This window comes from Microbacterium sp. CIAB417 (assembly GCF_022788845.1).
Genome location: NZ_JAHZUT010000002.1, coordinates 602,340 through 628,048, shown reverse-complemented (window position 1 = coordinate 628,048; position 25,709 = coordinate 602,340). Strand labels below are relative to the sequence as shown.

The window sequence follows — 25,709 nt, the reverse complement described above, 5'->3', positions numbered from 1 at the left end:
AGACATTTCATGTATGCACTGATCAACGGCGGCATCCCCCCGGTCGGCCGCGTGCGAGTGAGCGGGGCGAAGAACTCCGCCACTCGCCTGCTGGCCGCTAGCCTCCTTTCGGATGACCCGGTGGAACTCGCGAACTTCCCGACGAAGCTGGTCGACGTAGGCCACAAGATCCGATTCTGCGAGTACCTGGGCGCTCGAATCGATGTCGACCCCGTCGCCGAGACGCTCCGCATCGATGCCTCAGGCCTTTCAGCCCCCCTGCTCACGCGCGACCAATATGACCTGCCGATTCGGACGACGTACCTCCTCGCCGCAGGTCAGATCCTGCGTGCGGGCGTCGCACGCATCCCTTATCCCGGCGGATGCCCGATAGGCCCCGGCGACGCCGGGAGCAGAGGTTACGACCTGCACATCTTGGTGTGGGAGGCGCTCGGCTGCAAGGTCACCGAACTCGCCGATCACATCCTGATCGAGGGTCCGACCGGCCTACAGGGCGGCTCCATCGACTTCCCCATCACCACGGTCGGCGGAACCGAGAACGCTCTGATCAGCGCCAGTGTCGCCACCGGTCAGACGATCATCCAGAACGCCTACATCACCCCCGAGGTCCATGACCTGATCGAGCTTCTGCGACGCATGGGGGCTCGAATCACCGTCACCGGGACCAGCCACGTCGTGATCGACGGTGCCGGGGGGCCGCTGTCGGGTGCCCACATGGCTGTCATGAGCGACCGCATCGAAGCGCTCACCTGGATCGTCTATGCGGCGATCTCCGGCGGGGCCCTCACAATCGACGACGTACCGTTCGACGCGATGGAGGTTCCTCTGATCCATCTCGAACAGTCCGGCATCGACCTCTTCCGTAACTCGCGGTCGGTGCACGTCACGACCGAATGCTTGCGGTCCGGGGCGATCCAGCCGTTCGAGCTCGCCTGCGGGTCGCACCCGGGAGTGATCTCGGACATGCAAGCGTTCTACGTCATGCTCGGGCTCCGGGCCGAGGGCACTTCTCGAATCTTCGACTACCGGTACCCCGAGCGAATCGCTTTCGCGGCGGAGCTCGCCAAGTTGATCCCCGCAGATCATATCGATGCCGAGCGGGGAAAGATCACGACACGAGGCCCGGTCTCCTTCCGCGCCGGAATAGCGAACTCTACCGACCTTCGCGGGTCGATGGCCGTCGTCCTGGCCGGCCTGTGCGCGGAGGGCCCGACGCGCATAAACAACGTCCAGATGGCGCTGCGCGGCTACAACAACCTCGAGAACAAGCTGAGGGCTCTTGGTGCGGACATTTCGATCCACGAGGGATGACGATGCCTGAACTTCGGCAGAGCGCCTTGCGGCCAGAGCTGAGACTCGCCCTGGCGGAGATCACCGCCGGGAGCGTTCGATTTGACGAGCCGCTCGACGCTCTCACGCGTTGGCGGATCGGCGGCCCCGCTGCTGCGTACGTCGTCGCGCACACGAGCGGAGAAGTTGCCGCAGTGCTGTCGCTGATGCGAGACCGCACTGAACCGCTCATCATCATCGGCGAGACCTCCAACCTCCTCTTCGACAGCGCGGGATTCTCGGGCGTCGTCCTCCGCCTCGGCGGGGAGATGCGCGATTTCACAATCAGCGGCACGACGATCACCGCCGGCGCAGCAACAAGCGTTCCTGACCTCGCTTCAGCGGCGGGAGCCGCCGGGCTCACCGGCGTTGAACATGTCGTCGGGATTCCGGGAACCCTCGGTGGACTCATCGCGATGAATGGCGGCACACAGCGCCGCGGAATCGGAGAGAACGTCACCACGGTGTCGATCGTCGATTCCGCTGGGCGCGAGCGCACCATCGAAGGGCGTGATGCGGGGTTTGCTTATCGCCGCTCGATCTTTCAGGACGACGACAGCGTCATCGTCGGCGCCACGCTTCAACTCGAACGCGGGGACCGCGAGCTCATCGAGAATGAAATGGCTTCGATCCGCGCCGAGCGCGCACGCAAGTTCCCATCGGACGAGCCCAACTGCGGCTCGACCTTCCTGTCTGACCCGAAGATGTACGCCGTCGTCGGCCCACCCGGCCGCGCGATCGAAGAGGCTGGCCTGAAGGGTCTGCGTCACGGCGGCGCCGTCGTTTCGACGCAGCACGCCAACTTCATCAACAACATTGGCGGTGCGACCTCAGACGACGTCCTCTGGCTGATCGAGACTGTTCGCACGACGGTCGAACGCAAGACAGGATTCGACATGCCATGCGAGGTTCGACACGTCGGGGTCGACGGACGAGTGCGTCCCGCTCACATCAGCGCGGCCGAGCGATGGGCCGAAGACAAACGCGAGGAATCCAATTGATGCGCTCCCCCTCCCTCAGCTCCGCCCGGCCAGTCCGGGTGTTCGAGTCCGTCAAGGGTCCGGGCCCGGTAATCAAGTACGTTGATCAGTTCGTCAGATATGCACCCGATGACGTGGCTTACTCGTACTTCTCGTGGCGCCACGCGCTCGTCGGCTCGTTCGATATCTTCCACGTGCACTTTCCTGAGGGCCTGATCCGCGGTGGCACTCCAACGAAAGCCCGCATCAAGAGAATCCTCTTTCGCTTCTTCCTCCTGCGGCTGCGGCTGACGAGGCGCCCGGTCGTACGGACTGTGCACAATGCAGCCCCTCACGACTCCGGCGATGGCCGGGAAGTGAAGCTCCTCGATGCGCTTGACCGACTCGTCTCGATGCGCGTCGTACTCAACGACTGCACGCAGCAGAGCTGGCAGGGACCGACCGTCCTCATTCCGCACGGTGACTACCGCGAGCAGTTGGAGTCCCTGCCCCGGGGCGAGATGGAACCGGCCCGCATCTTGCTGTTCGGCCGCATCCGCCCGTATAAGGGCGCCCTCGAGCTGATCCGAGCGGGGCTCCAAGAGGACGCTGCTGGCCTCCACATTCGAGTAGTGGGAAGTCCGACACCGGAGCTGCGACGCGAGATCGAGCAGACGTTGGAAAGCCGCCAGCCGGGCGGCGCACGAATCACCACCGAACTGAGGACGGTCTCAGACGAGGAAATGGTGCAGGAGTTCTCTGAGGCCGAGATCGCGGTGGTGCCCAATGCCGATCTCGCGCAATCGAACTCCGGTGTCGCTCTGATGTCACTTTCATTGGACCGTCCCGTCGCGATCCGGAGAGTTTGCCTGACCGAGTCACTCGCCACAGAGGCTGGCCGCGGGTGGGTTACGTTCCTTGATGACGGTCTCACGGGAGAGAGTCTGTGGAGATCGATCCGGGAGATCCGTCAGGAGCGTCAGTCGACGTCACCCAACCTGCAGGGTAGGGACTGGCCGTCGATCGCGAGCGCTTACGCCGGCATCTTCCGCGACCTTCTCCGACCAGCGTCCGCCGAACCCTCACTCACGCAACCGACCTCGAAGGACAGCCCCCAGTGAACTCCGACTCTCCTTTCCAAAAGAGCAGCCGCATCTCTCCCCGCAGGCTGATGCGCACGCTGCGCCGCAACGTCGTCGTGCGCATCGAGGAGCTGGGTGAGCGCGTGGTCATCGCCCGGCACGAGCGCACACCGCGGCATGTCGCTGTGCACGAGCGCGCTGGCGCCATCGTGATCACGGCGGCGGGAGGTGGCAGCGTCGGCGACGAAGCGATGTATCAGGCATTCACGCGACACGCCCCGAAACCAGTACGGGTTCTTCACCGGGGAGACGACGATTTGCTCGTCCCCGCCAAGGACCTTGGCGCTGAAGGCGTCGTCCTCAAGGACTTGGTGTACGGTCGCGGCATCCGGTCGCATCTGCGGGCGGTGAGCGAGTTTGCGCGGCTCGTTGATGTGGTCGCTGCCTGCGGAATCGTGGGCGCCGACATGATGGACGGCATCTACAACGATCGGGCCGCGGCACGACGGTTCCGGCTCGCGGAGATCGCCGCGCGTCTCGGTGCAGACAGTCGCGTGTTGGGCTTCAGCTGGGTCGACAAGCCGAGCCCTATCGCCAAACGCGCGTTGCGCCGTACGAGTGCGCAGGTCTCACTACTCGCCCGCGATCCTGTCTCTGCTTCACGCCTGCGCCGCGACGGGGGAAAAAACGTTCACGAGGTTGCGGATCTCGCCTTCTTGACTGAAGTGAATGAGGAACCAGCCGATTCGTCGGCGCAACAGTGGATCGAGGCACAGCATGGGGCGGGCAGAGAGGTGGTCCTCGTGAACGCCAACCCCCGTATCGCCGTCAAGTATCCCGGCCAGGACGAGGCCTACAAGAAGCTGGTGAGCACTCTGGTCTCGGCCGGTTACTCCTGTCTTGCTCTCCCGCACGATTCGCGCCACGGCGCGAACAGCGAGACGGCCTACTTGCAGAAGCTGCTCGAGGATTGGAGCGATAGCGAGCACGTGTTCATCGCCGGCGACGTCGTGCTGCCCGGAGAGGTGTCACGGCTGGCAGCGCAGTGTGCGCTCGCCGTCTCCGGTCGCATGCACCTGGTGATTCTCGCTGCGGTTGGCGGTACACCGTCAGTCGGACTGGAGTACCAAGACAAGTTCGAGGGCCTCTACGAGTACCTGGGTTTCGATCTGCGGGTCAAGGCGGGCGATGTGCGGACGGAGCTGTTGGAAGCAACACTCTCAGCGCTCAGCACGAGGGAAGAGCTCCGCGCCCAGCTGCAGTCAGCGCTGCCGCGCGTAAAACAGTTCGCGGGCAGGAACATCCCGGAATGAGTCAGGAACCTTCCCACAACTCCTTGGGCCGTTCCGCGGCTCGTGGAGTATTGGTGACGAGTTCGGGGCAAGCTGCTCGGCTGCTGTTGCAGCTCCTCGGCGTGATCATCCTGTCGAGGATGCTGAGCCCCGGGGATTTCGGCCTCCTCGCCATGATCACCGCGATCGTGACCGTGGGCCAGTCGATCCGCGACTTCGGATTATCGAACGCGTCTATTCAGACCAAAGACCTGTCGAGCCAGCAACGGACGAACTTGTTCTGGCTCAACACCCTCCTGGGCGTAGCGACGGGGGTGATCCTGTTCGCTTGCGCTCCGCTCATCTCCAGCTTCTACTCGTCACCCGAGTTGATTCCGGTCACACAGGCCATGGCGCTGACGTTCCTCCTCAATGGAGTCATGACTCAATCTCGTGCACACCTGGCGCGCAAGCTCCAGTTCACGAGCCTCATGCTCACCGACGTCGTTCCCGCGGCTATCGGACTCGGGGCGGCGATCGGCTTTGCGGCGGCCGGAGCAGGGGCGTGGGCTCTCGTCGCGCAGCAGATTGCCATAGCCTTCTTCGGTCTCGTCCTGTCAGTTGCGTTCGACCGCTGGATTCCAGGGCTTCCCCGCCGCGCACCGGGAATGACGTACTTCCTCAAGTACGGCGCCTTCTTGACCCTGTCCCAGATCGTCGCCACATTGAGCAGGAACGCTGACTACGTCATCCTCGGATACCGATTCGGCCCGACACCCACAGGCTTCTACAACCGAGCATTCGAGTTGGTCATCAATCCCTTGAATCAGGTGAACGCTCCTTCGAGCAAGGTGGCGGTTCCCGTTCTTTCGCGGCTACAGGACCAGACGGACAAGTTCAATGAGTTCCTGCTCGCCGGGCAGAAGGCGATGCTCGTCGTCCTATTGCCCGTCCTCTCCGCCGTCGCGGCGGTAGCCTCGCCGCTCGTCCTCCTCGTGCTCGGTGAAAGGTGGGCGCCGAGCATCGTTCTCCTGCAGATCCTGATCATTGCGGGCATCTGCCGGGTTGCGAGCTATGCCTCGTACTGGATCGCTCTTTCGCGCGGAGCGACCGCGGTCAGTCTTTGGGTCAATCTGGTATCTGCACCTGTCCTGATTGCATGTATCGCGCTGGGGTCGATCTGGGGCGTCGTGGGCGTCGCGGCTGGATTCGCCGTCGGAACAGCGCTCTCATGGTTCATCGGCTTGGCCTGGTACGGCCGCGCCGCACAGGCCCCAGCGTGGCGGATGTTCACAAGCGCCCTCGTTGTCATCGCCGCGAATGTCCTCCCCACGATCTGCGCGGCCGGCGTGGTCCTCCTGCTCGCATCCACCCATGAAATTGTCCAGATCGCAGGCGGTATCGCGAGCTATGTGATCGTCTGGGCGGCGCAGACCTGGGCGGTCCCAGCGTTCCGTCGAGACCTCGGCACGGTCGTTCGCATGGCGAAACTTGTTCGATCAGCTCGTCCCAGGTCTTCCTGAAGGAGTGAACGTGGCGAAAGTAACTGTCATCACCGGGTTCTACAACCGGGGAGAGCTTCTTCGACGCACAGTCGAGTCCATACTGAACCAGACCTATGCCGACTTTGAGCTCGTGGTCTTCGACGACGCCTCCCGCGACGACACAGCTGCACGCCTTGCTGAGCTCGCCGCCGAATACAACGACCCCCGGTTCCGCTACACCGTCAACGAGATCAACCGCGGATTCGTCGGAAGCCTGATCGAGACGATCGGGCACACCACGAGCGAGTACGTCGCGATTCAGGGCTCCGGTGACGCCTCTCTCCCTCGGCGCCTGGGGCAGCAGGTAGCACTCCTCGATGGAGATAGCAGCATCGGCGCCGTCGGCGGTTGGTACTACAACGTTCTGCCCGATGACCAAGGTCGTCGATTGCGTACGCCGGACGCATCGTCTACGACATTCAGCTCGCTACTCACCGGCAACGTCTTCTCGCACGGAGAAGTGATGTTCCGGAGAGAAACGTATGAGCGGGCTGGCGGCTACCGGCAGCAGTTCAAGTTCGCCCAGGACTACGACCTCTGGTTGCGAATGTCAAAGATCTCGCGTTTCGCGAGCGTGCTCGAGCCGATCTACGAGCGCTACGTGCAGTTCGACGGTGTCTCTTATCACCCTGAGAAGGTCATCGTCCAAAGCCGCTACTCGATCGCCGCACGCAAACTCGCACAGCTGAGTCCTGACGAAGAAGCGAAAGCGCTCGCAGCCGTCACGGCCGGGGGCCCTGAGGCTATTGTCCCGTTGAGCGATCCAGGTGTTCAGAAGAAGGTACGATCGGCCGTTCTTCGTTCAGCGCTTTTCGGTGCGAGCGACAACGCACGTCAGGTGGCCCGCACCAGTGTCACCAACCCGTTCAGTCGCTCGCTGCTCACCACCGCGGCCGCCCTCGCCGGAACCCCCGCATTAGGACCGCTCGTGGGAGTGGCTCGTCGTGCGCTTAAAATCGACCGGACCGGGACATGACCGCCGCCAGCACAAGCCTTCCAGCACCGCTGGGGCCATGACCAGCGATCTACGCGAAGGCGACCTCATGACTCACAGCCTCGTCAGCGCCACAAGCCGTCGCACAGTGCGCGACGCGACGCCCACGCGCCTTCTTTACACAATCGGCATCTTGCTCGGGCTTGCGGCCGCGGTCGTCGGTGTGCGCTCACCAGTGCCCGCGATCCCCCTTCGGCCTTGGCATCTTCTGGTCCTTCTCGCGCTCTTACTCGCTGTCCATGTGCGGCTCCGACGAAGGGCAGCGGGAGCCTCGGGCAGCCCTCGCGTCCTCATCGTTGACATTGCTCTCATCCTGTACATCTTGGGAACGGCAGCGGTCGAGGTCTACGACGGCTATCTGCTGAAGTACAGCGCGATTCTCAACGGGCTCATCGAACCCACCTTCTGGTTTCTCGCGTATATGGCAGCCCGCACGACGATCGGCAACCAGCGCGATGCCCAGCTCGTCCTTCGCGGCCTCATCATTCCTATCTTCCTTGCCGCCCCGTTGAGCTTCGCGCAAGCACTGAATTTCGGCCCCGCTATCCAGTTCACCACCAGCGTCGTCAGCGGAGATGGCTTCGCCAGCGCGGTTGAAGACGGCAATCTCCTTCGCGCAGCGGGACTCGTGGGCGGCTGGACGTCGTTCGGAGCCTACGTCACGGGCGTGTTTACGGCGGCTATAGCGCTTCTGATCATCGCGCGCGAACGAAACCAGCGTTCGGGCATCTTTCCCTTCGCTGTCATCGGCCTCTGCATTCTTGCTCTGCTCACAACCCTCACCTTCAGTACAACCATCGCATTCGTGGTCATTCTCCTAGGTACATTCCGTCGGCTCGGCGTGAGACCTGGCTTCCTCTTTGCCATTGTCGGCGCAGCGATCGGGGCCGCACTGCTGTTCGGACCGCTGATTGCAGCGCGCATCGGGGAGCAGTATGACGGGCGCGAGCGATTCGTCAGCTGGCTCCCCGAATGGGTGCCCAACACCATCGGATATCGCGTCCACGTGTGGATCGATCAGACCATCCCCACGATCATGCAGCGCCCGATCACCGGTTGGGGATACAAGGTCTACGATGCGACGTTCGGCCGGACGGATGTCACCGACCCGGACCGCGTCGTCCCAAAGACGCTGCAATGGACATCCCCCGAGTCCCAGTGGTTCGCTGCGCTCACCACTGGCGGCGTATTGGGCCTCGGATTCCTTCTGCTCCTGATAGTCGCCCTCGGGGTCGTGCTGTGGAGAGGGCTTCACCGAGCGGAATCCTCATCCGTCGCAGCTCCTGTCTGGTGGCTGTTTGTCGCCAATGTTGGAATCGGGTTCACAGCGATCAGCATCACGAACAAGGGGCTACCTGGCATGTTCTGGCCTTTGGTAGGGATCGTCGCGGCGCTGACCCTCAGTGAGAAGAATCTGAGGAAGCCCGATCTTCTCCGCGCCGCTCCACGTCACCTTGGGAGTGGGCGGGAGTGATCCCGGAGCAGGACCCTTTCGTCAAAGCCTGTAACACACCTGTCCTAGGCTCGCCAGGACATCCAGCACGGACGACGCAAGACGGAGGACAGAGATGATGTCGGCCACCACGGTAAAGCGTCGCGTCCGCACGGACATCCAAGCTCTCAGAGCAATCGCCGTCGTTCTCGTGATCCTCGATCATCTGGTACTCATCCAACGCCTACCGGGATCACCCCAAGGCGGCTTTATCGGTGTCGATGTCTTCTTCGTGATATCGGGCTTCTTGATTACGCAGCATCTCGTTTCAGAGGTCAGCGCCACGGGCCGAGTCTCATTCAAGGAGTTCTACATACGTCGCGCCCGTCGGATTCTCCCGATGGCACTTCTCGTGATAGCCGTGACAGCCCTCGCATCATTCGCCGTCTTCTGGCCCTGGCAAGCCAGTAACTTCGCGCTGGATGGGCTGTGGTCGGCTCTCTTCGTCTCGAACATCGCATTCGCGTTGCGCGGGGTGGATTACTTCTCGGCAGATCAGACGTCGATCTTCCAGCATTACTGGTCACTGTCGGTCGAGGAACAGTTTTACCTCGTATGGCCTGTCCTCATCGCCATTGTCGCGGGCGCGACCTTCGCCAAGGGGCGCGTGCGTATCGCACTCATCAGCGCAGCCAGTCTGGTTGCGCTGGCCTCGTTCCTCTGGTCATGCTTCGACACCTCGCAGTCTCCGGCCGCTGCTTACTTCTCCACGTTCGCGAGGGGGTTCGAGTTTGCTCTCGGTGGCCTGCTGGCTATGGTCGCCCCCCGCCTTGCTGCGCTCCCATCTGCTCTCCGGCCGATACTGAGCGCGGCAGGCCTGATCATCATCGGAGTATCGGTCTACGTGATCGACCCGGCGGTCGGGTTCCCCGGGCCGATGGCGCTCCTACCCACTGCCGGAGCTCTCCTGTTCATCGCGGCGGGGACCGCAACCGATCGAGCCGTTGAGATCTGGCCGCTCCGAACGCGCCCAGTGACGTACATCGGGAACATCTCGTACTCGCTCTATCTCTGGCATTGGCCCATCATCATGGTCCTCTCGGCGCTAGTTCCGAGAGACGTGATTGTCATTCCCGCTGCGCTCTTCCTGACTTTTGCGCTGGCCGCAATCTCATACCGCTTCGTTGAGCAGCCCATTCTCAGATCGTCCTGGCTCCGTGGCACAAGCCCCAAACTCGGAAGGCCGACGATCGTCCGGAATGTGGCTGTCATGTCGATCGGGGTCGTGACGGCCGCCGCACTCGTTGCGGGCGGTGACACCGCAGTGCGCGCGCTCACGTCCGGACACGCCTCCACGTCGGAGACTGCGGTGCACCTCACCCTCCAGGAGCCCCAGCCGGCTGAAGCGCAGGCACTCGTCGGCCAGCTCCAAGCCGACATTCAAGAGGGAGAGACTCGGCAGAGCTGGGCAGGTCTGACTCCTGCCGTGTCAGACATCGGCACCTACGCGGGTGCGCTCGCCTCTGAGTGCTGGACCAATGCGGAGGACGAGCCTCGGTCATGTCTTCGTGGAGACCCGAATGCCGCGCACACCATCGTGGTGTTCGGCGATTCAATTGCGATGAATGCCGCCTTCGCCGTCGATGCCTTTGTCGAACAGCATCCCGATTGGAACCTGCGAGTCTTCGCGAAGCTCGGATGCGCCGCGCAGGATGTGCCCGCTGTGGCACCGAACGGAGCACCCTACGACAGTTGCGTCGAGTTTCGATCTTGGGCGCTCGATCAGATCAACTCGATCAAGCCCGATGCAGTTTGGTTGACATCGGCGTTGCCGCGTGAGCTGCCGGGGATCGAACCCTCGCGAGTCGTGTCGGCGTGGCAAGCCGGGCTGGAATCCACTCTCGACCAGATCGCTGATCCAGGCAAGGTCTTCGTGGTGATGCCTCCGCCCGCCGGGGAGGATCTCGCGTTCTGTTCCCGTCCGTACAACACACCGCAGGATTGCGGCTCCACCATCACCGGCCGCTGGATCAGCGTGCGTGACACGTCGAGTGACGTCTCGTCTCAGCTCGGCGCAGTTTTCGTCGATACTGCTCTGTGGTACTGCGACGAAGATGGACGCTGCCCCGCAGTGATAGGTGATTACATCGTCCGCCGCGATGAGCGCCATCTCACGTACGACTTCGGCTCTTCGCTGGCGCCATTGGTCAGCGCGTGGGTGACGAGCCGCAAGGCGGGCTGATCCCAGCGCCGGCGCTCCCGGTGCAGGGATCAGCAGGACTGCGCAGCGTTCTTCACGAAGGAAGCGGACTGGTAGGCGTACTGGTAGAGCCAATCGCCAGGCCCCAGCGGGTCCTGCGCTGCCACCAGCGAAACGTCGGGCCCGTAGCACTCCTGGAAGATGTACCTCGCCCTGACCACGTGAGGCGCAAAGGTCACGACGACTGGTCGCTCAAAACCGAACTCCGAAGCGAGCTCCTTCAAGAGGCTCGCCTCGCCTTTCGTCGTGGCTGGTGACGGCTCGAAGCACTCAAGATCAGGCTGCGAGCACCAGTACCTGTTCAGACCGGGTGATGACACGAAGATGGGGGCGGAGCCGTTCTCGAGAGAGATCTCTCTTGCGCGCTCGATGCGTGCGCGCGTCGGCAACCCGAGAACGAAGACCGCATCGGCACCGTCGGTGGGGTCTTCCGGAGGAAAGACAAACACCGGAATGCCAGCCAGAACAACGAGCGCGACGGCGCCCACGACCGCGTAAGCGGCAATCACCAGGGGCCGCAATCTGCGTAATCTGCGGGTCGTCACCGTCGGCGGCCGCTCGTGGAGCCGTCGGCGCATGCTCACATCATACGGACCACCGGAGCGCACGCGACTACCTTTCGGATCCCCGCCCGCTCAAAGAAGCCCCTGGCGATATACACAACTCCGACGCGTTGCCTTCCCGTGTGTGGATTCGCAGGATCGCCATCGGCCTCGTCGTCGGAGCGCTTGCTGCGGCATTGCTGCTGCCGCCGCTCGGCGCGTTGCCCACGGCTTCGGGCATTGAACCAACGACGGGTAGCGGGAGCTACCTGAATGGCAATGTCGCGCTGCGAGGCGTCAACGTGTACACCCTGGAGCAACAGAGGAGCCTGCCGAACAGTCAGACGAAGCTCGATTCGCAACAGTCGTTCGACTTCCTCGCGAGCCGAGGCTTCACTCTCGTCCGGCTCGCGGTGCCTTGGCAGCGAATCATCCCGATCCAAGGAGGAGAGTCCCCAGCGAGTTCCATCATGGGCACGCCCAGCAACGCGTACCTGCGGCTCCTCAAGGACGAGGTTGCCGAAGCCGCACACTCGGGTATGCGGACAGTTATCGACCTCCACGACGGATGCGTATACCCGTGGGCGGGTCGAAGCATCCAACCCGGGCGCGATCTCCTGCGGCGCAGGCATAGACCCATCAGCGATCACTCATGTCTGGGATGTGATCTCCAGTCAGTTCAGGGACGATGAGGGCGTCGCGGCCTACGACATCTTCAACGAGCCGCATCTCGATCTCGGGATCGACGCCTACAAGAGCGCAACCCAGGCCGCGGTTGACGCGATTCGCAGCAACGGTGACACCCATCGCATCTGGGTCGAAGGCATGACCGGCGGACCACGAGGCACACTGCCATCGCTCGCGAAATCAGGGCCCTGGCTGAACGACCCGCTTGACAACCTGGAGTACTCACAGCACTTCTACCTTCAGGGCGGCTCTCTGCATAGTCTTACTGCCCGCCTTGGTCGGTTCGGAGCCTGGTGCGAGCAGTGGCATGTCCCTTGCAGCGTCGGGGAAGTGGGCTGGAAGACGACCGCCACACCGGATGCGCAGCAGGCGTTCGACAACTTCTACTCAGAGGCCGACCGTCTTCGCATGGATGTGACGTACTTCGGCGCTTCCTCCATCTCTCATGTGAGTGGCTACTACGCGTACGCCGCCTCGGGCGCCACTCCGATGACGATCGACTCCACGGGTCCACAAGCGGACGTCGTGGAACGTCACCTCGGGCGCGTCGAATCGTGAGGACCCTGTTACATCGCCGTGACTCAGAGTGGTGATCACCCGACACGTTACCCCCCTACGATGACCCTGAACCTAGGGGGGCGCTATGCCGAGCGACACTGCGATCGCAGACAGAGCCGCGGGTAGAAGGCAAGCGGGCGCCGGTCGTGTCCGCGCCGACATTCAGGGGCTACGGGCATTTGCCGTCTTGGCTGTCATCGCCGACCATCTCCTGCATTGGCCCAGCGGAGGGTTCGTCGGTGTTGACGTGTTCTTCGTCATCTCCGGCTTCCTGATCACCGGGCTCCTCCTGCGCGAGTACGACCGCACAGAACGGATCTCATTCCGAGACTTCTACGCCCGGCGCGTCCGACGGATCATCCCCGCCGCCACGCTGGTCTTGCTCGTGACCGTCGTGGCATCGTGGATTCTGCTGCCCCAGTCCCGATTCTGGGAAACCGTGGGAGACGCAACGTGGGCGTTCTTCTTCCTCGGCAACTGGCACATGGCCGTTGCGGGCACGGACTACTTCCAGATCGGCCTGCCCCCTTCGCCGGTCCAGCATTACTGGTCGCTCTCCGTGGAGGAACAGTTCTACTTCGTCTGGCCCTGGATGATGCTGGGGCTGCTCCTTATCGCCGCGAGAATCGGCTGGAGCCGCGCTTCACGACGACGCCTCATCGAAGTCGTGTTCATCCTGGCGACCCTGGCCTCCTTCGTTTGGTCGCTGCACGAGTCGACGACCAACCCGACATTCGCCTACTTCTCGACCTTCTCACGCGCGTGGGAGTTAGGAGTGGGCGCACTCATCGCAGTCGCGGCACCGATACTTGCGAAGCTTCCGGGCGTCGCTCGGCTCCCGCTGGGATGGGTCGGACTAGTCGGGATCGCAGCAAGCGTCTTCTTCATCGACTCGACCATGCCCTTCCCCGGCCCTTGGGCGGCGCTGCCTGTCCTTTCCACTGCAGCCGTCATCGCCGCCGGAACAGGCGAACCAAGGGCCTCGTACGGATGGGGAATGCTGCCGCTGACGAACTCGGTCAGCCGATATGTGGGGAACATCTCGTACTCCCTCTACCTTTGGCACTTCCCGATCATCGTGCTAATGCTCGCGGTCCTGCCTGCGAGCTCTCCGTGGTACCTGATCATCTGCATAGTGGGCATGGCATGCTTGTCGATCTTGTCGTATCACTTCGTGGAGAACGCGTTCAGAGCGCACTCCGAGCCGCGACCTAAGCGGGCGCGGGCCCCGCGTCGAGGGGCCTACGGTCAGCGCCCGTCGACGCTCCAGATCTTCGCCTCGTGCTCGATCGGCGTCGCTTCCATGGTCCTTGCCGTCCTCGCGTTGATACCGCCCTCCCATGACCTCTCAGCCCGGGCAGAGACTGCGTCTCCCAACCAACAAGTGTCATCAACAGTGGACTGCCTTGGCGCCGACTTCATGGATGCGGAACGCGGGTCGAGTTGCGATCCGAGCGCCATGGGAGACATCCTTCGTCCTTCGCTTGATGGCCTGGAGGACGACACCGGCGGCGCATACGAGTGCTACACAGGAGCGGGGAAAGAACTGAAGAGCTGCAGTTACGGGTCATCGTCACCGGATGCCGTACGTGTGGCCCTGGTCGGAGACAGCCACAGCGCGATGCTGATCCCGGCAATGGAGCCCCGACTCCTCGAGCTGAACTGGAAGCTCGACACGTTCATGGGCAATGGCTGTCAGCTCAAGACACCGCTCGGCGGCAACTGCCAAGCGTCGATGGACGAGATCAAGGCGAAGCTCGCTGCCGAACCCTACGACCTCGTCATCTCAACGGGAGCCCGGTGGCTCGGCTCCGATACTTCCTCCGCCGCAGCGGCATACGCAGCGGCATGGCGCGATGTGGTGGCGCAGGGCACAGAACTCATCGTTGTCGCCGACGCGCCAGCCGCCACCGAGGAGGCACTGGCGTGTATCGCCCGTATCGGCTTCAACCCCGCAGACAACGACTGCGGCACGCCGAGAGACGTCGCTCTCGCGCAACCAGATCCCCTCCTTGCGGCGGCAGAGCAGGTGGGCGCTCCTGTGGTCGACATGACGGACTACTACTGCGACGCGAACTTCTGCCCCTCCGTCATCGGGCATACGCAGGTCTACCGCGACACGGCGTCGCACATCTCTGCCACCTTCATGTCCACCCTCTCGCCATACCTCATGAAGAGACTCCAAGACGCTTACGCAGCGGGGAGCACGTAGGGGGCGCGCTCGAGGCGGTTGCGCCCCATCGACTCGGTTCACAATCAGCTCGATAGCCATGCGCGAGCGACGACGAGTGACGGCCCTCTACGGCACGACGAGGTCGACTCGCGACTCGGGGTCACCATCCACCACGACCCACGCGTGGGTCGTTCCCTCGGGCAGTGCTGCGGTGACGGAGCGGGCGACCGCATCCAGGTAACGCTGCGACGTCACCGCGATCTGTAGCCGAGAGCCCGACTCCCACACGTAGGCGATGCACTCCAACTCGGGGTCATCGAGCCGCTCGACGAGGTCACGGGTAAGGGCGCCGTCTGTTTCGCCGAGCCGGATGAGGTCGCTCGCGAACGCGAGCCGAGGCTCGCCGTCGCTGGTGAGAGTGGCGGCGCGGTCTGCGGCGCGCGCGTAGTCCTCCTCCTTCGCCAGCGTCATCACGAGCGCATCGTCGCGCAGCCTCATCCCCGCCAACGGCATGTCTGCGAGCAGCGACACCAGCCCTCGCATCCGCTCGCCGTTCTCCCGCGTGTACGAACTCAGCCGGTCGGCGAGCGCCGACACCTCATGATCGGCGACCCCCTCGCGCGCCACGACCTGCCCACTCACGCCACCGGTGAACGGCTGATTGTCGTGACTCGTGAGCTCCACCGAGGCCACCGCCGGATCGCCGGCGAACTCCGCCGCAAACGCTCCCGCCTCGCCGTCGCCCGTGCAACCCGACACCAGCATCGCCGTGAGCGCGAGGGTCGAGGCGACGGCGAACGCCCGCTCGCTCACTGCCCCGCGCATGGTGCAGTCAGCCTCTCGCCTCGCCCAGGCGCCAGTAACCCGAGAAGGTGATGCGCTCCTTCGATACGCCGCGATCGATGAGGTGACGGCGCAGCTCCTGCACGGCCAACCGCTCCCCGCAGACCCACGCGTCGTCGATCGTCGCGGGCAGCTCGGCACCGCGCACGGCATGCTGCAGCCGATCCCCCGGCCGCTCGCCCGCACGCTCGATCCAGGTGACCGGCCCCGCGAGCTCCTGCTTCTCTGCGGCGTCGGCCACCTCGACGAACACCTGCGTCTCGGGCGCATCGGTCTGCTCGAGGATGCGGGCGATCGCCGGAATGGCCGTCTCGTCGCCGATGAGCACCCGCGCGCGCACCCGCGGCAGCGGCCCGTAAAGAGCAGAGCCCTCGCGGATTCCGAGCACCGACCCCGGCCGCGCGCGTCTCGCGAAGCGCGTGCCGGGCCCCTCGTCTCCATGCACGACGACATCCACATCGATCTCGCGCGCCTCTGCACGGTGTGCGCGCAGCGTGTACCAGCGCAGATCGGGCCGTTCGGTCGAGGGAATGGCGGCGACCGCTGCACGGATGTTCTGCGCCTCGTCGCTCGCCGGCAGCACGAGCGGAGCGCCATCGCCGCAAGGCAGGAGGAGCCCGAGATACTCATCAGGGCCGGTGGGCTCGTAGTCGGCGAACTCCGGCGCGGCGATCGTCAACCGTCGCATCCGCGGAGTCAGCTTCTGCGCCCCGACCACCTCGGCCGCGAATACGCGGGCTCTCTCACGCCGCGGACGCGTCCCCCCGCGCACCGCCCGTTCAGCCACGCCGTGCCCCCTCTCGCCACAGCAGCCAGAGGAAGAACGCGCCGCCCACGGTGATCGTGACGATGCCCACCGGAATGGGCGCCGAGAAGAGGTTCTGCGCCAGCAGATCACTCGCGAGAAGCAACAGCGCACCCACGAGACCCGCGGCGACGAAGCTGGTCGCGCCCGCCAGCCGCCGCGCAATGTGCGGAGCGAGGAGAGCGATGAACGAGATCGGCCCGGCCGTCGCGACGGCGACGGCCACCAGCAGCGTCGCAGCGGCGAGCAGAATCCATCGCACCCGCGCCGTCCGCACCCCGAGCGACGTCGAGACGCTGTCGCCGAGAGCCATCATCCGCGCTCCGGGCGCCGCCCACACGAGCAGCGGAACGATCAGGGTGAGGGCGACGAGAGCCGGCACGAGATCGGCCCATCCGCGCCCCTGGAGCGAACCGACCAACCACGTCTGGGCGGTCGTCGCACTGGCGACGAACACCTGCGTGAGAACGTAGTCGACCACGGCCATCGCGGTCGCAGAGAGCGCGACTCCCGTGAGGATCAACTGCACGCCGTGCAGACCCGACCGCGCAGTGAACAGCGCGATCACCCCCGCGACGAGCAGGGCCCCCACAACCGCGCCCAGCGCCGCCTGCGCGAGCGAGCCATGCGCCACGACCATCACCACCACCGCGCCCACCGATGCGCCACTACTGATACCGATCACGTCGGGGCTCGCAAGCGGGTTGCGGGTGAGGCTCTGGAACACGGCCCCCGCGACCGCCAGACTCGCGCCCACGACGATCGCCACGAGACTGCGAGGCAGCCGCCGTCCGAGCACGAAGAACTCATCGAGACGCGCGGGCGGATGCCCACGCAGCGTGTCGATCAATGCCGCCGGCGTGACCGGGTACTCACCGATCATCAGCGCCGCCACCAGCAGCACCAGCAGCACGGCCGCCAGGATGCTGCTCACCACCAGCGCACGGCGGCTGAACCGCAGCGACCATCGCGCGCCGCGCACGACGCGGTCGTCGGCCGTGAGGGCAGTGGCACCACTCACGAGAGCTTCCCCCCACGGCGCCCGACGACGAATGCGACCAGCAGCGGCCCACCGATCAGCGCGGTGACGATACCCACCTGCACCTCGCCCCCTCCTCCGATGACCCGCCCCAGCGTGTCGGCCAACAGCAGCATCACGGGTGCGGCGCACAGAGACAGCGGCAGCACGAGTCGCAGATCCGGTCCGACCATGCGACGCACCAGGTGCGGGATCACGAGCCCCACGAACGAGATCGGACCAGCGATCGCGGTCGCGGTGCCGCACAGCAGCGTGACCGCGACGAGCACGAGCGCCCGCACGATGCCCGGACGCACCCCCAGCGCGGTCGCGCTGTCGTCACCGAGCGCCAACAGGTTCAACGCGGGTCCGAGCGCGAGGGCGAGAAGCACCCCGACCACGATGAACGCCACCAGCGGCAACACCTCGTCGACCGGCCGGGCCGTCAGCGACCCGACCCTCCAGAAGCGGAACGCATCGAGCACGGTCTCGTCCGTCAGCACGACGGCCTGCGAGCCGCCCGCAAGGATCGCCGAGAAGGCGACACCGGCGAGCACGAGCCGCACGGGCGAGCCGGCTGCGAAACGGGTACCCGAGAACCAGAAGATCACGGATGCGGCCAGCGCCGCTCCGACCAGCGCGAGCCACACCGTTGCGCCGACGCCGAGCGCCCCGAACACCGCCATTCCGCCGACGACGCCGAAGGATGCGCCCGCGCTGACCCCGAGCAAGCCCGGATCGGCGATCGGGTTCCGCGTGAGAGCCTGCATCAGCACGCCGGCAGCTCCCAGCGCGACACCGCAGATCACCGCGTTCACGGTGCGGGTGACCCGCAGCTCCCCGACGATGTTGAGCACGTTCTGGTCGCCCTGCCCGAAGAGCGAGAGCACGACCTCGTCGAGAGGCACGAAGCGTGCCCCGACGGCGAGGCTCAGAGCCAGCGCGACCAGCAGGATGACGGGAGCCAGCACCATGCCGAGCGTGCCCGTCAGACGTGACGCGGCGCCTCGCTCGCGTCGACGCACGGCGCGCACAGCCTCAGACCTCATGTTTGGATAGCCTAACCAACTGTGGCTAGGGTGTTGAGCCGTGAACGTCATTCCCCGCACCCGCCTTCGTCCTCTCGCGGCCCTCGCAGCCCTCGCAGCGATCGCTGTCGTCGCCTCCGGCTGCGCCAGCACCCCCTCCACCGATGAGTCCGCTTCCACCGCTACGGATACGAGCTACACCGTCGAGCATGCGATGGGCGAGACCGAGTTCGAATCGGTTCCCGAACGCATCGTGGTGCTCGATTCCCCCCAGCTCGACGCGCTGGTGGCGCTGGGCATCACGCCCGTCGGCGCACCGGAGATCGGTGCCGGGCGCGGGTTCCCCGCCTATCTCGCCGACGAGCTCGACGGCACCGAGCCGATCGGTTTCATCGCCGAGCCCGACATCGACGCGATCGCCAACCTCGCCCCCGACCTCATCATCGGGTCGAAGGTGCGTCACGAGGCCCTCTACGAGGAGCTGTCCGCGATCGCGCCCACCGTCTTCTCCGAAGACACCGGCACCAATTGGACCGAGCAGGCCGAGCTGACTGCCGCCGCCGTGAACCAGAGCGCGGAGATGGATGAACTCATCCAGGGCGTCGAAGACCGCGCCGCCGAGGTGGGCGAGAAGGTCGGCGCGTCCGGCACGACCGCTTCGATCGCGCGTTTCCGCACCGACAACTTCCGCCTCTACGGACCCGGCACGTTCTCGGGCTCACTGCTGACCGACATGGGCTTCGACCTCGGCGCGGATCGCGACTGGAACGAGTACTCCATGATGGAGCTCAGCCCCGAGCTCTACGAGCAGATCGACGGCGACGTGGTGTTCTACACGAGCCCGGGCGGTGACCCGTCCGCCACCACCGAGGCGCGGATCACCGGCCTCTGGGGCGCGCTGCCGGCACCCGCCGCCGACAAGGCGTTCTCGGTTGACGACGACACCTGGATGGTGGGCATCGGCGTGATCGGCGCGAACCTGGTGATCGACCAGGTCGAGAAGCTGCTCGGCTGAGACGGAGAGGTACGCCATGTCCACGCCGCCCCCGGCGCTTGAAGCGCGCGATCTCGTCGTCGCCTATGACGGCAAGGTCGCGGTGGACGGCGTGGACCTGGCCCTCGTTCAGGGATCCTTCACCGTCGTTCTCGGCCCCAACGCCTCCGGCAAGTCCACGGTGCTGCGCACGCTCGCACGCGTTCTCACACCGGAATCCGGACAGGTGCTGTTCGACGGCCGGGCACTCCGCGAGTACGGCTCGAAGGAGCTGGCTCGAAAGATGGGCCTGCTCCCCCAGGACGCGATCGCTCCGGAGGGCATGCGCGTCGCCGATCTGGTGTCGCGAGGCCGTTACCCCCACCACTCGGCGCTGCAGCGCTGGACGTCCGCCGACGACGAAGCCACGCGTCACGCTCTCACCGCGACGAACACGGCCGATCTGGCCGAGCGCTATGTCGATCAGCTCTCCGGGGGGCAGCGCCAGCGGGTGTGGGTCGCGTTGCTGCTCGCGCAGCAGACGCCCGTGCTCCTGCTCGACGAGCCGACGACGTTCCTCGACATCGCCCACCAGTACGAGCTTCTCGACCTCCTCAAAGAACTCAACCGGCAGGGGAAGACGGTGGTGGCCGTCCTGCACGACCTCAACCAGGCCGCGCGCTACGCAGACACACTCGTCCTCATGAGAGACGGCCGCGTGATCGCCACCGGCTCTCCCTCCGAGATCATCACCGCGGACCGCGTGAGCGAGGTCTTCGGCATCGACGCCGTCGTGATACCGGACCCGGTCACGCAGACACCGATGGTCGTGCGCCGATAGCCCCACCCGCGCACGGGCGATGTCGGAGGCGCATGCGAGGCTCATCTCACGTCGGAAGCCGCAGCGTCCGGCCAGAGAAGACGCCACCCGGCTCGATGTCTGAGGTCGGTGGCAGACTCTCTACAGGTCGAAGATCACCTGGTCTTTGGCTGTTGTTCCCGCCGAGTGCCCCGGCATCACAGGTCGCTTCACCCGACCCCGCTCGCGACGCTGACCGCTCCGCACCCGACAACGACGATGCGCCTCCCTGGGAGAGCTCCGCCTGACGGGCGGACGCGTACACGCGCACCGGGCACCGTCCCTGCGCGGCACGCGCGCGTTCTCGACCCGGCGCACCCGCGTTCATAGCTGGTTCACCGAGTGCACACCGTCGACGACCCTCGCCCGGATAGACCTTTTCTCGGCCCGTCCCGAGGCCGCCGAAAGGATCTTCACAGCTCATGAAGCACCCGACCCGACGCGCGTGGAGCGTGGCCGCCGTGGCCGCCGCACTCGCGCTGATCTCCGCCGCCGCGGCCGCGCCGTCCGTCGCCGAGACACCCTCCCACGCGGTGGTCATCGACCCCGCCGCCGCCTCCGTCGCGGCGCCCGCGTGGCCCTCGATCGATCCCGCAGCGATCGCCCCGACGGCGACCGACTCCAGCCGGGCCAGCGAGCTGGCCGCATCCGTCATCGCCACCGCCCGCACCGGCGCTCAGGCCCTCGCGGGCGACACGCTCCCCGCCACAGCGAAGACCGTCCGTGCACACTTCGCCGACTTCATCGCAACGGGAACCCCGCTACTCGCGTCCTCCGACGACACGACGCTCATCGCCCTCGCCGGAGACACCGCGACCGTCATCTTCGCCAACACCTCCACCGCCGACACCGCCCTCGAGATCGACGTGCGCTCCTTCGCCGATCACGCCGCCGCGGCCACCACCGTGCACACCACCGGTACGGCGGGCGACCTCGTCGCCGCACCGGCGACACCCGTGCCCTCCTCCGGCACGATCACCGTCACCGCCCCCGCGCACTCGATCGTCACCGCCGTCACCACCGGCCTCGTCGTCGCCCAGGCCCCAGTGACGACCACCGCCCGCGTCGCGCCCGCATCCGCCCTCGTCGGCGAAGGCCAGCTGCGGCTCATCGAGTCGTCGTACGCGCCCGGCAAGGTCATCGAACTCGGCAACCCCGGCGCCCAGCCCACCGGACCGACGGATGCGACCTACCCCGCCCCCGCGGCCGTGTTCACGATCTCCGGCGTCGCCGCCCTCACGCAGAAGCAGGCCGTCGTGTTCTCCCCCGTCACCGCCCGGGCCGACACCTACGTCATCTCCACACAGGACGGCCGCGTGCTCTCGCGCCGCGACAACACCGCGAGCGACTTCCGCTACCTGCAGCTCACCGAGCGCACCATCGACGACGCCGCCACCGACCCCTACGCACAGTGGACCGCCGTCGACGCCGGAAACGGCGAAGTCTCGCTGCAGAACGTGCAACGGGATGCGGGCGGCGCCATCGCGGCCCTCGACCTCTACAACTGGAAGACCGCCGACGCCTCCGAGGTGCAGACCTACACCGCCAGCGGCGCCGCCGTGCAGAAGTGGAAGATCCACCCCCTCACCGCCACCGTCTCGACCGACACCGTCATCGTCCAGCCCGGCGCCGCACCCCAGCTGCCGACGCTGCTGCGCGCCGGCTACGGCTGGGGCACGCGGTTCGAGATGACGACCCTCACCTGGAACCTGCCCGATGACGCCGTGTGGAACGCCGACGGCACCGTCACGGTGACCGGCACCGGCATCGGCTACTTCGGCGAGCAGGTGCCCGTCGAAGCGCGCTACCTCGTCGGCTCGCTCTCCGACGGCGCCGACGCGGCGTACACGACCTTCGCCGGCGTGCTCGTCAAGGAACTCCAGATGCGCGCACCCCGCACCGTCGTCCGCGGCGTATCCGGCTCCGAGGCCACCGTCGACGCACCCGTCACCTGGGACTGGTCGCGCGTCACCGACGCCGACTTCGCGGTGGCCGGCACCGTCACCGTGCCCGCCAGCGCGAAGAGCGGGTTCGCGGCGAACCTCGTCATCACCGTCGCCCCCGCCGCAGCCACCAACATCCTGCGCGGCGCCGGCGTGCACCACACCGTCACCCACATGGACGGCTCGAACTTCCAGCTCACCAACGGGGTGCGTAACGTCTCGGGCTTCTCCGACTGGCGATCGGGGGGCGCATCCAACCGCGTCAACCCGAACACCATCACGTTCTACCTCGACGAGCCCCGGCAGGTCACCGGCGCCGCGGTGTTCGACATCGCCGGAAAGCAGAACATCGGCACCGTCACGGTGCAGTACCGCACCCTCACCGGCGGGTGGGCGAACCTGCCCGGCACCGACTGGCCGGTCACCAACCCCACCCCCGATCTCAGCCTCGAGGTCACGAACGAACCGGTCATCGCCACCGGCGTGCGCGTGATCATCACCAACAAGTCCGCGAACACGTGGATGACCCTCTCCGAGATCGAGGTCTCGGGACTCACGGCGGGAGACGCACGATGATCCGCTCCGCTGCGCCTCTCACTGCCACATCCACCGAGGAGACCTCGTTCATGTCACGAACGACCCGCCGCGCCGTGACGGTCGCGACCATCACCGCCATCGCCGGCTCCGTGCTGCTGGGCGGCACGGCCGCATCCGCCGCGACACCGAACACGGCCACCCCGCCGAGCCCTGTCGGATCCGAGGCCGGCGGCGACCGCTCCAGCTTCGTTCTGCCGGTGCTGCCCGACACGCAGTTCTACTCCCGCTACAGCGCGTCGCAGTTCGTGCCCCAGTACGGCACGAACCCGTTCGAAGTGCAGACCCAGTGGATCGTCGACAACCAGCGCGAGCTCAACATGCCCTTCGCCGTGCACGTGGGCGACGTCGTCGACCAGCAGGGGCAGAGCGGCGAGTGGGATGCGGCCGCCAAGGCCATGAAGATCCTCAGCGACGGCGGCGTGGACTACTCGGTCCTCCCCGGCAACCACGACGTGAGCGACATGAACGCCCGCTCCTCGGTGGGCATCTCGGGCAACTACCTCGCCCGCTTCGGCGAGTCCCAGCTGCGCGCTCAAGCGGGCGACGGCCTGATCGGCACCTTCCAGAACGGACTCTCGTCCGCCTACCTGTTCGAGGCCGAAGGCCACACCTGGATGTCGCTCGCGATCGCCTGGAACGCCTCCGACGACACCTTCGCGTGGGCGCAGGGCGTGCTCGACGCGCACCCCGGCATCCCCGTCATCCTCTCCTCCCACGCGATCATCGGCATCGCCGAAGACCAGGTGTCACCCGCATCCTGGTGGTGGGGCGAAGAGCTCTGGAACCGGCTCATCAAGAGCAACGACGAGATCATCCTCACCGTCAACGGCCACTTCCACGGCTCCACGTCGCAGACCCGCACGAACGACGCCGGTCACCCGGTGTACCAGGTGCTCACCGACTACCAGATGGCCGCCGACGGCGGAAACGGCATCATGAGCCTGTTCGAGTTCAACCTCTCGGGCGGCGACATCACGCTGTCGACCATCTCGCCGTGGGTACCCAAGAAGCACGCCAACTCCGTCACCTCCACCGACACACCGGTGCTGACCGGCTCCGGGCAGAGCCTGACCATGCCGCTCGACTTCCGCTCCCGCTTCGGGTGGACGATCGACGCGTCCGAAGAAGACAACGTCGACCTCTCGGCGCGCGCGAAGGCGATCGTGTCGCAGGGATGGAGCGGCTCGAACGGCGGCGCCGAGCGCGCCGTCGCCGGTGCCTCCAACGACTACATCCAGGTCGACGGCACCATCGCGCACTGGCGGTTCGGCGGCGTGCCCGAAGGCGTCGTCGACGAGAACTCGGTGATCCCCGACGTCGCGGGCGACAGCCCGATGTACCGCAACGCGATCGACCAGACCGACGCCAACGAGGCACTCGACGACGTGAAGGTCTCGCATGAGAACCACGCCTACTACTCGTCCGACTTCGGCGCGGTCTGCTTCAGCAACGTCTACCGCAACGCGTCCGGCCCCGACAACCTGTCGTTCCTGTCGACCGAGTACGGGGCACCGGCCACCTTCGCCGAGCTGACCGCCTCGACCGGCTACACGCTGGAGAGCTTCCTGCAGCTCGACGAAGGCTGGACCGAAACGGCCAACCGGTGGGGTGCGGCGATCACCCGCGGCGGCTCGCGCGAATGGACCGGCATCCACGACTCGGCGGACCCGGGCGCGGGCGCCGCATGGCTCGGCATCTCGAGCCTGCGCGAGTACCAGTACTCCGCCGGAGACACCACGACGGGCAATTCGTACACCAACTGGTCGGGCGAGATCATGCCCGGCTCGTGGCACCACGTCGCGATCGTCAACGACCCGGGCGCTCGCACCGTGATCATGTACGTCGACGGCGTGCCGGTGCTGCGCAACGCGTCGAACGTCGGCGGGATGATGGCCGCCGACTTCATGCCGTGGATCATCGGCACCTCGACGTGGGACACCGAGCCCGACCACGGCTGGAATGGATGCGTCGGCGAGACGCGCATCGTCGACCATGCCCTGTCGCAGAGCGAGTTCCTCACCCAGCGCGTCGACATCGACGGCACGGGCGCGAACTTCGCGCTCACGACCGACACCGGCACGGTGCTCGCATACGACGCCAAGATCACCGAGTTCGCCGGCACCGGCTTCCCGGGCGCGAAGATCACCGTCACGGCGGGAGAGGCGCGCCTCGGCGAGGCCGTCGTCGCGCAGGACGGCAGCTGGAAGGCGACTCTCGACGCGCCCGTCGCGGGCTCCGGCGCACACGCCTTCGCCTTCACCCAGGCGATCGGCACCCGCTCCGGCACGCCCTTCGAAGCGACCGTCACGATCGGTCGGAACACCGCCTGGAGCCCCGTCGAGAGCGACCTGTCCGACACCCTTGAGGGCCTCATCACGGTGACGCCCGAGAACTTCGTGGCCGGGCAGGCGATCAGCGTGCGCGTGCCGGAGGGACACGAGGGCGAGGAGCTGTCGGCGTTCCTCTTCTCGCAGCCGACGGGCCTCGGGGTGGCGACGGTCGCCGACGGATCCATGCGACTCGTGACACCCGCATCCCTCCCGCTGGGCGTGCACCGCCTCGCGGTCTACACCGCGGACGGCACGATCCTCGGCTGGAGCAACGTGCTGATCAGCGCACCCGCCACCGGCACCGACCCGACGACTCCGGTCGCTGCGGGTCCGGGAGCGTCTGGGGCACTGCCGACCACCGGAATCGAGGCCGCATCCCTGGTGCTGCTGTTCGCGGCGGGGCTGGGCGCGCTCGCCATCGGCGTGGGCGCAGTACGTCGAGCTCGGCGCCGCTGAGCCGGCACTGATCGGGGCCCCTTCCG

19 protein-coding genes and 1 pseudogene are annotated in these 25,709 nt (G+C 65.9%); 15 read left to right on the top strand and 5 right to left on the bottom strand.

Translation table 11 applies throughout. The features are described 5' to 3' along the window. Window positions 1-9: 9 nt before the first annotated feature. The 8 genes from KYX17_RS09675 (at window position 10) to KYX17_RS09640 (ending at window position 10,853) form a co-directional block, all read left to right on the top strand. Window positions 10-1,311, top strand: coding sequence for a UDP-N-acetylglucosamine 1-carboxyvinyltransferase (locus KYX17_RS09675; protein WP_243226783.1), 1,302 nt, complete (start codon window positions 10-12; stop codon window positions 1,309-1,311). Beyond that, entirely contained in the window at window positions 1,308-2,330 is a 1,023-nt protein-coding gene (gene murB / locus KYX17_RS09670; RefSeq protein WP_243226782.1) for a UDP-N-acetylmuramate dehydrogenase, read from the top strand. The genes KYX17_RS09675 and murB overlap by 4 nt, the downstream gene beginning before the upstream one ends. 113 nt (window positions 2,331-2,443) lie before the next feature. After that, window positions 2,444-3,409 (top strand): hypothetical protein, encoded by a 966-nt coding sequence (locus KYX17_RS09665; RefSeq protein ID WP_243226781.1) that lies wholly within the window; start codon window positions 2,444-2,446, stop codon window positions 3,407-3,409. 50 nt (window positions 3,410-3,459) lie between these two features. Continuing rightward, the gene (locus tag KYX17_RS09660; RefSeq protein ID WP_243226780.1) at window positions 3,460-4,683 is read left to right on the top strand and encodes a polysaccharide pyruvyl transferase family protein; all 1,224 of its coding nucleotides are present in this window, start codon (window positions 3,460-3,462) and stop codon (window positions 4,681-4,683) included. Then, window positions 4,680-6,164 (top strand): lipopolysaccharide biosynthesis protein, encoded by a 1,485-nt coding sequence (locus KYX17_RS09655; RefSeq protein ID WP_249223385.1) that lies wholly within the window; start codon window positions 4,680-4,682, stop codon window positions 6,162-6,164. The genes KYX17_RS09660 and KYX17_RS09655 overlap by 4 nt, the downstream gene beginning before the upstream one ends. Window positions 6,165-6,174: 10 nt before the next feature. Then, window positions 6,175-7,161 (top strand): glycosyltransferase, encoded by a 987-nt coding sequence (locus tag KYX17_RS09650; RefSeq protein WP_243226778.1) that lies wholly within the window; start codon window positions 6,175-6,177, stop codon window positions 7,159-7,161. 67 nt (window positions 7,162-7,228) lie between these two features. After that, window positions 7,229-8,653 (top strand): O-antigen ligase family protein, encoded by a 1,425-nt coding sequence (locus tag KYX17_RS09645; protein WP_243226777.1) that lies wholly within the window; start codon window positions 7,229-7,231, stop codon window positions 8,651-8,653. A gap of 97 nt (window positions 8,654-8,750) precedes the next feature. Beyond that, the gene (locus KYX17_RS09640) at window positions 8,751-10,853 is read left to right on the top strand and encodes an acyltransferase family protein (RefSeq protein WP_243226776.1); all 2,103 of its coding nucleotides are present in this window, start codon (window positions 8,751-8,753) and stop codon (window positions 10,851-10,853) included. Window positions 10,854-10,882: 29 nt separating this feature from the next. On the opposite strand, the gene KYX17_RS09635 is transcribed toward KYX17_RS09640, so the two are convergent. Then, on the bottom strand, window positions 10,883-11,449 hold the full coding sequence (locus tag KYX17_RS09635; protein WP_243226775.1) for a hypothetical protein: 567 nt from the start codon (window positions 11,447-11,449) through the stop codon (window positions 10,883-10,885). Between the two features lie 107 nt (window positions 11,450-11,556). Between KYX17_RS09635 and KYX17_RS32430 the strand changes: the two are divergent. From KYX17_RS32430 to KYX17_RS09625, 3 genes and pseudogenes are all read left to right on the top strand, one after another. After that, a pseudogene (locus KYX17_RS32430) lies at window positions 11,557-11,922 on the top strand (hypothetical protein); the annotation flags it as partial. 7 nt (window positions 11,923-11,929) lie between these two features. Further along, window positions 11,930-12,658 (top strand): glycoside hydrolase family 5 protein, encoded by a 729-nt coding sequence (locus tag KYX17_RS09630; protein ID WP_243226774.1) that lies wholly within the window; start codon window positions 11,930-11,932, stop codon window positions 12,656-12,658. Window positions 12,659-12,743: 85 nt separating this feature from the next. Next, window positions 12,744-14,870 (top strand): acyltransferase family protein, encoded by a 2,127-nt coding sequence (locus KYX17_RS09625; RefSeq protein ID WP_243226773.1) that lies wholly within the window; start codon window positions 12,744-12,746, stop codon window positions 14,868-14,870. Between the two features lie 87 nt (window positions 14,871-14,957). On the opposite strand, the gene KYX17_RS09620 is transcribed toward KYX17_RS09625, so the two are convergent. Genes KYX17_RS09620 through KYX17_RS09605 form a run of 4 tightly spaced genes read right to left on the bottom strand, consistent with a single transcriptional unit; the run spans window position 14,958 to window position 18,546 of the window. Then, window positions 14,958-15,656, bottom strand: a complete 699-nt coding sequence (locus KYX17_RS09620; protein WP_243226772.1) for a hypothetical protein — start codon at window positions 15,654-15,656, stop codon at window positions 14,958-14,960. A gap of 7 nt (window positions 15,657-15,663) precedes the next feature. Further along, window positions 15,664-16,446, bottom strand: a complete 783-nt coding sequence (locus KYX17_RS32260) for a siderophore-interacting protein (RefSeq protein WP_308220874.1) — start codon at window positions 16,444-16,446, stop codon at window positions 15,664-15,666. A 7-nt stretch (window positions 16,447-16,453) separates the two neighbouring features. Beyond that, window positions 16,454-17,500, bottom strand: a complete 1,047-nt coding sequence (locus tag KYX17_RS09610) for an iron chelate uptake ABC transporter family permease subunit (protein WP_243226770.1) — start codon at window positions 17,498-17,500, stop codon at window positions 16,454-16,456. Next, window positions 17,497-18,546, bottom strand: a complete 1,050-nt coding sequence (locus KYX17_RS09605; protein WP_243226769.1) for an iron ABC transporter permease — start codon at window positions 18,544-18,546, stop codon at window positions 17,497-17,499. The genes KYX17_RS09610 and KYX17_RS09605 overlap by 4 nt, the downstream gene beginning before the upstream one ends. Window positions 18,547-18,586: 40 nt before the next feature. On the opposite strand from KYX17_RS09605, the gene KYX17_RS09600 reads away from it, so the two are divergent. From KYX17_RS09600 to KYX17_RS09585, 4 genes are all read left to right on the top strand, one after another. Further along, window positions 18,587-19,540, top strand: a complete 954-nt coding sequence (locus KYX17_RS09600) for an ABC transporter substrate-binding protein (RefSeq protein ID WP_243226768.1) — start codon at window positions 18,587-18,589, stop codon at window positions 19,538-19,540. A 16-nt stretch (window positions 19,541-19,556) separates the two neighbouring features. Continuing rightward, window positions 19,557-20,339 carry an ABC transporter ATP-binding protein gene (locus KYX17_RS09595; protein ID WP_243226767.1) on the top strand — a complete coding sequence of 261 codons (783 nt, stop codon included), beginning with the start codon at window positions 19,557-19,559 and terminating at the stop codon, window positions 20,337-20,339. Window positions 20,340-20,779: 440 nt separating this feature from the next. After that, on the top strand, window positions 20,780-22,876 hold the full coding sequence (locus tag KYX17_RS09590) for an Ig-like domain-containing protein (RefSeq protein WP_243226766.1): 2,097 nt from the start codon (window positions 20,780-20,782) through the stop codon (window positions 22,874-22,876). Window positions 22,877-22,926: 50 nt separating this feature from the next. Then, entirely contained in the window at window positions 22,927-25,683 is a 2,757-nt protein-coding gene (locus tag KYX17_RS09585; protein ID WP_243226765.1) for a LamG-like jellyroll fold domain-containing protein, read from the top strand. The last annotated feature ends 26 nt before the right edge of the window (window positions 25,684-25,709 follow it).